Genomic DNA, 6,154 nt, shown 5'->3' with positions numbered 1-6,154 from the left:
CTTATTGTGAAATTTGGAATAATCGTCTTCCCTGGTTCTAATTGCGATCGCGATGTGGTGTATGTCACCCGTGACTTACTCGGACAACCTACTCAGACTATTTGGCATGAAGAAACCGATCTACACGATGTAGATGTCGTTGTAATTCCGGGTGGATTTAGCTATGGCGACTATCTGCGTTGTGGTGCGATCGCCAAATTTTCGCCAATTATGAAGCAAGTTGTCGCCCATGCCGAGCGCGGTAAATATGTCTTAGGGATCTGTAATGGTTTCCAGGTACTCACAGAGGCAGGGTTGCTCCCTGGCGCGCTAGTTCGCAATCGCGATCTGCATTTTATTTGCGATCGGGTGCCCTTAACTGTCGAGCGGACTGATTCGATTTGGACTCAAGGTTATGCTAACACGACCTCGATTACGCTCCCGATCGCGCATGGCGAAGGCTGCTACCACGCCGATCCCGAAACCCTCGATCGACTCGAAGCCAACGGTCAAGTTTTATTTCGCTATGCTGGTGCTAACCCTAACGGATCGTTAAATAATATTGCCGGAATCTGCAATCAAGCCGGAAACGTGCTAGGTATGATGCCGCACCCCGAACGCGCCGCCGATCCCCTCCTCGGCAATAGCGACGGCATTCATCTATTCGAGAGCCAAATTCGCTTAAATTAGGGAATTAGTGGATAGGGGATAGAAAAGTCATCATAATTTCTTTCGTCCCCCAGTCTCCCAGTCCCTTCGTCTCCCCGCTCCCCATCAGTCATTCCTAATTTGCGCTGCTAGCTGTAACAATTCCGACCAACGTAGTTGAAACTTTTTCTCAGTCAATTTAAGATCCTTCATAATGGACTCTTTAGTCCGATCGGATTGTTTGAGTTCGATTAGTACTTGCTGCTCGACTGATAATTGAGCGGTAAATACTTGCCACTGGCGATCTGTTAATCCCAACTTGCGATCGATCTCCGCGCCCAGCCATTGGTGTACCAATTCCCAATTCGATACATGGGAGAATTTTTCGATATGGTACTTAAATTTTTGTTGGAGATAGTCGCGTTCTCTGGTGGTAAGCCCTAATATTTTTTCGATTTCTGGAGCGGAAAGATCTTCCATTTTTAGCAACAAATAATCGACACAGGCGGGTTGATTTTGCGCTTGCAAATAGGCGATTAATTCTTCAATGACTCGATCTCGCAAGACGCTATCGCTCGAATCGACATTATCCGATACCATCTTGGCACGGATTTGTTGCATCATTTTCGAGCCAGCATCGCCATCTTCTTCGCGTGCGGTTTCAAAGGCTTGCTCGATATCTACAGATGTTTCTGTCGGTTGGCGTTTGGCAAAAGTTTGTGCGCGCAATACGATTAGTTGCTGGCTATTTCCAAACCGCAGGTGAATCCGGCGTTTGGCATAGCATTCGCTAAATACCATATACTCCGACAATTGGAGCAAGCTGCGGGGTGTATAAGTAATATCTAGCTCGTTCTCGCGCCGAAAAGCTTTGAGCGACTCTGTATAAAATTCTTGCAAGAAATCTTCAATCAGCGAGTAGCGGGCTTGAAATCCTAATTGCGATTGAGGAATGGTAATATAGCGATAGACGATCGAACTCAAGTGACTGTGCAGTTCGACTCGACCTTGGCGCGAACCTAACTGGTAATAATAAAGACATTTAGAAACTCGGTGACGTGCCAATCCGACTCGCCAAGATTCACTAATACCCGAATTTTGAATCCGCTCGCTTTTAGCACAAATCCGATCGACTTCTACCGCAATGCGACTGGCGACATCTCTAATTCTCGCCTCAGGTGCCTTAACATGATTTTGCATGGCTTCTACCAGGAGATCGGGTAGCGGCTGCTTGCTAGATAATAAGACAACATTCGATTGTTGTCGGGTGCTTGTAGCTGGCAGACAGTGAGGATGCGCGTTCATGAGCTGGTTTTCCCTGAGAATGTGAGCTGAGATTTGCTTACATATCGAATGTACGCGGTAAAACGCAAAAATACGTATGATGTGTGTCACTTTTTTTACATTGCTTCGATCGCCACACGATCGGGGATCGCTCGATGACTACTGCCTACAACTCTTTTCCTGACAGGATTGTAGATTTATTGCATCTAATATATTTCTATTTGTCAAGCTATTTGTATAGATTTATTGCAGAAAAATGTATATTTGTAATGGACGGTAGATCGATTGGCACATGCGGTTGCCGACGATCGCCGCTCCACAGATCCCATTCAAATTAAAATTAAAATTCTAAGTAAATACCGATATCAAGTTTTTCCCAAATCGGTGGATGATGGGAATGAGCAGTTGGCGATCGAACCTGAAGTACAACCGATCTTTATCATCTACAACCCTTGCTAAATATAGATTTCATGCATATTCGAGTCTGCATTTTGGGTGGTAACTACAATTAAGTCGAGATCGAACGTAACTAGTAATTTTGACAAAATTGGCGATCTAAATTTAAGCAGCGTTGATGAAAGCTCTCTGATGGGGAACATTAAGATCGTCATCGTGTAATATTTAGTGTCAAATAGCTCCCCACAATAGCTTTACTGTTTGCTAACCCCAACTTAATATCGTCAGGTTAAAACTAAATTTATCGATCTTCTCAATATCCGCGCACTGTTAAATTAAGAAGAGATGTCCAATTATATTGACAATGAAAATAATTCAGGCACCGATTTGCCATCAATCCAGATTCTGTTAGCAGAGTCAGATGTAGCAGAGATCGATCGATTGCGATCGAGTATCGATTTGGAATTCCATAGTGGCATTAAAATTGTCAAAAGCTATCACGATCTATTACAACATATTGCGCTCGAACGACCTCAAGTAGTTATTCTCGGCAAAATCGATAAATCTAATTATCTCGATATTTGTAAAGAATGCTACAAGATCATGCCAAATCTACCGATCGTGCTGCTATCGACACAAGTAACAATTAGTGATTCGTTTCGCCAATTGGTAAAAACTTGTGGCTTGACAGATGTAATTACTAAAGATTCTAAAAAGTTAAATATACTATTACGAAAATTAGCTGTAAGTATCCACCAACCGACAGCCAGCGTACCAAAATCATTTCAGGCAAATCGATTGATACCCCAGCCGCCAGTCAGTATACCCGCATTAGAATCTACGATCGCAGGTAAAAATATGCTCGATGGGTTGAGAGAAATTGTCACAATTAGTAATAACTACTTTGGCCCTTTAGCTCAAGGTAATTACTGGCGGAAAGCTCACGCTCGGATTGTTGATGAATGTCCATTTATTCAGCATTGGTCGGCAGATCATTTTAGCAAGCTCGATTGCGACGAAAGTATCTTAGAGCAAACATTGACAGATAAAGATCTCCAAAGTTTGCGAGCTTGGGTACAATTTTTCGTGGAAGAATGCGAGCGGATTATTGTTGATTTTCGCGTAATTTTAAATGATGCCGCACTCTCGCCACTAGCTAAAGATCTTTTACCCACATCCTAATTACTACCCACCCCCGATCCCATGAGCACAGTTACCCTTAGTATTGACAATAAGCAAGTTGACGCCGAACTAAATTCAACTTTGCTGTCCGTGTTCAAAGAACATGATATCCTCGTGAATCAAATCTGTGGAGGACAGGGAATGTGTGCCTCTTGTCACTTTTTCGTAGTCGGTGGGGGCGAAGCATTGACCCCACCAACGAAGCAGGAACAGCTAACATTACAGTTTACGACGATCGAGCGTCCGGGGGCGAGATTAGCCTGTCAAACCCGTATTATCGGCGATGGAGTGGTTCTGGAGTTACCGCTAGGAACTTTTATTGAGTCCGAGCAAGATTTAGAACGAGAAATTGGTAAAAAAGCCACCCAAACACTGATTCACCCGATGACAGGTGAAGTACTAGTAGAAGCAGGCAAACTGATTATGCGTTCGGCTTTAGAAAAAATGAAACAGGCTAGCAGCAAATTTGCTGCTAGTTTGTCTGGAAAATAGCATTAATAGTAATAACGATCGTCAATTTGGGATAAATAGATATAGCAAGATATATTCGATCTCTAGCCATCTATTGTCTATACATTTAATAGTTTACTTATGGCGATCGATAATAGCCAACAGAGTTACCCTATGACATCAACAACTCAGACCCCAATTTTCCAGAGTGCGACGAATCCGATTCGTTCTACTCGCGATGTAGCTCATTATAGTCGCTCCCAATTCTTCCGCTTCGATATGGAACCGGGGCAGATTATCGACTATCATCACCAGCGCAATTTACTAGTCGGTGAAGACTTTATTGTCTCGTTATTAAAGGGACTAGAACATGAAGTTGGCGAATCTGCTGGATGGTTGTGTTATCAAATCGGTTTTGAGTGGGGAAAACAAGACGCAGTACTATTTGCTGATTGGTTTAAAGAATTCTACAAATTGACACTAGCAACGTCCAATTTGGCATTTGCGATGGAAACCTGGTGGTGGCCTTATACCGTACAGGGATGGGGTACTTGGTCGCCTAATCTGAGCGGTAAAGATAGTGGTTTCTTTTATGTCGATTTATTCGATTCGGCAGTAGCAAAATCGTTAGGATATATGGGCAAACCAGTTTGTCATTTATATTCAGGTTTGCTAGCTGGCTTTTTTAGTGCGGCATTCGAGCAAAATCTATGCAGTACAGAAATCCAGTGTTATGCAATGGGTAATGATTTTTGTCGCTTCCTCGTCGGTTCCGAACAACGCATTCAAGCTGCGGAATTTTGGATTACTTCTGGAGCTAAAGCAAATGAAATTGCCGAACGTTTTAAAGCTGGTGAAATCGCTCCCGAACCCGAATTATTTGTTAAAGCAGGTGCAGTATGAGATCTCGCAAACATAGTAAATTAAAAAGACATCCATTAGTCCGATTTGTCAGAGGCATTTTTAGACTATTTAGGGTTATTTTCAATCAAAAAAGACCTCTGCCTAGAGCTAGTGAATATCGCCAGAATTTTACAGAAGATTCGCTCGAACTCGAACCCAAGCTCGAACCCGTACGTGAGAATCCAGAATTAATCGCTCGCCATCGAGCTAACTCAATTACTGTCGGCGATCTATTTTCGCAAGTAAAATGGCAATCGCCATCAGCAACGATGCCAGCAGAATCGGCAGATCCCGTCACGGTACTTCAGGCTTACGATGTTTCTAGAAACTAGAGCTAAAAGTCAGATCGGATCGTCAAACTAAATATTCTTACCGATTATATTTTATTCATTAGGAGTCAAGCAATGATTACGCTATTAGAAACATTAGTTGAAGGTGCAGATGGAGCTTATGCCAGCAAGCAAGATCTCCGCAATTTAGAACATGTGATGTCTTCTTGGTCGGAGCGCAAAGAAGCTTATTTGGCGATCGAAGCTAACGAAAAATCGATTATCGATCGAGCAATCACCGCGATCCAAAATGATAAGATTTTTTCCGACACCAATCGCATCGATCCAGCAATGCTCGAACGTTGCTGCCGCGATATGACTTTAACACTCAGATGTTATGCATTAGGAATGCTGCTACAAGATGAGGAAATGTTAAAAGATCGGTTTATCTATTGGCAGAAAAACATCTTACAAGCAATGGGATTGAGTAATTATCAAGGTGCTAGATTCGTGTACGAGTCGATTTGTGCAGAGCTGCCTAACGAACAGTCGAAATTATTTAAACCTTACTTTAAAGTTGGGCAAGAAATGATTGCAGCGGAAACATCCGACTTGAATTAGCTAGTAAATAAATTTATCATCTACCGATCGATAGCCCACATTATTCTTAATTATGAATGAATCTGCAATTCCGATTCCAACCAATTGTTTTAGCCCCAAAGGCTATATTAAATCGCATCCTGCAACGGGATTACTAGCAACGCGATATGGCGATCGCTTAATTGCAGTACCAGAAGTATTATTACGCAGTATTTCTAAAACATTACGCGTAGAAACTGGCGAAGCTTCCTATTTAGCTCTATATACGTTTGGCGATAATTGGGGTAAGAATTTTGGCGAGCGGATGATTCAAGACACGATTAAATAGTAGCGTCAGCCGATTTGAGAAACGATCGCTAATGACTTTTTTGTCAATGTCCAATCGGCTTGGGCGGTACATGGTTTGGGTAAACCCTCGATCGATTTTAGCCGAGCCGAACGCG

At 42.7% G+C, this 6,154-nt stretch carries 9 protein-coding genes; 8 read left to right on the top strand and 1 reads right to left on the bottom strand.

Annotated elements, in window-relative coordinates:
• The first annotated feature begins 6 nt into the window (after window positions 1–6).
• Window positions 7–669 carry a phosphoribosylformylglycinamidine synthase subunit PurQ gene (gene purQ / locus RMO79_RS19715; protein ID WP_310484967.1) on the top strand — a complete coding sequence of 221 codons (663 nt, stop codon included), beginning with the start codon at window positions 7–9 and terminating at the stop codon, window positions 667–669.
• A gap of 84 nt (window positions 670–753) precedes the next feature.
• Here the strand turns inward: purQ and RMO79_RS19710 are convergent, their stop codons facing one another.
• Window positions 754–1,932 carry a hypothetical protein gene (locus tag RMO79_RS19710; protein ID WP_310484965.1) on the bottom strand — a complete coding sequence of 393 codons (1,179 nt, stop codon included), beginning with the start codon at window positions 1,930–1,932 and terminating at the stop codon, window positions 754–756.
• A 264-nt stretch (window positions 1,933–2,196) separates the two neighbouring features.
• Between RMO79_RS19710 and RMO79_RS19705 the strand changes: the two genes are divergently transcribed.
• The 7 genes from RMO79_RS19705 to RMO79_RS19675 all read left to right on the top strand — a co-directional run bounded on the left by RMO79_RS19705 (window position 2,197) and on the right by RMO79_RS19675 (window position 6,039).
• Window positions 2,197–2,370, top strand: coding sequence for a hypothetical protein (locus tag RMO79_RS19705; protein WP_310484964.1), 174 nt, complete (start codon window positions 2,197–2,199; stop codon window positions 2,368–2,370).
• A gap of 282 nt (window positions 2,371–2,652) precedes the next feature.
• Window positions 2,653–3,489, top strand: a complete 837-nt coding sequence (locus RMO79_RS19700; protein WP_310484963.1) for a hypothetical protein — start codon at window positions 2,653–2,655, stop codon at window positions 3,487–3,489.
• Between the two features lie 21 nt (window positions 3,490–3,510).
• On the top strand, window positions 3,511–3,981 hold the full coding sequence (locus RMO79_RS19695) for a 2Fe-2S iron-sulfur cluster-binding protein (protein WP_310484962.1): 471 nt from the start codon (window positions 3,511–3,513) through the stop codon (window positions 3,979–3,981).
• 132 nt (window positions 3,982–4,113) lie between these two features.
• Complete coding sequence (locus RMO79_RS19690) at window positions 4,114–4,842, top strand: V4R domain-containing protein (RefSeq protein ID WP_310484961.1); 729 nt, start codon at window positions 4,114–4,116, stop codon at window positions 4,840–4,842.
• On the top strand, window positions 4,839–5,174 hold the full coding sequence (locus tag RMO79_RS19685) for a hypothetical protein (RefSeq protein ID WP_310484960.1): 336 nt from the start codon (window positions 4,839–4,841) through the stop codon (window positions 5,172–5,174). The genes RMO79_RS19690 and RMO79_RS19685 overlap by 4 nt, the downstream gene beginning before the upstream one ends.
• A gap of 72 nt (window positions 5,175–5,246) precedes the next feature.
• The gene (locus RMO79_RS19680; RefSeq protein WP_310484959.1) at window positions 5,247–5,732 is read left to right on the top strand and encodes a phycobilisome protein; all 486 of its coding nucleotides are present in this window, start codon (window positions 5,247–5,249) and stop codon (window positions 5,730–5,732) included.
• Window positions 5,733–5,784: 52 nt separating this feature from the next.
• Window positions 5,785–6,039: a hypothetical protein gene (locus tag RMO79_RS19675; RefSeq protein ID WP_310484958.1), complete on the top strand. Its 255-nt coding sequence runs from the start codon at window positions 5,785–5,787 to the stop codon at window positions 6,037–6,039.
• The last annotated feature ends 115 nt before the right edge of the window (window positions 6,040–6,154 follow it).

The organism is Chamaesiphon sp. VAR_48_metabat_403, assembly GCF_031422475.1.
GTDB lineage: Bacteria > Cyanobacteriota > Cyanobacteriia > Cyanobacteriales > Chamaesiphonaceae > Chamaesiphon.
This window is presented reverse-complemented; position numbering and strand designations above follow the sequence as displayed.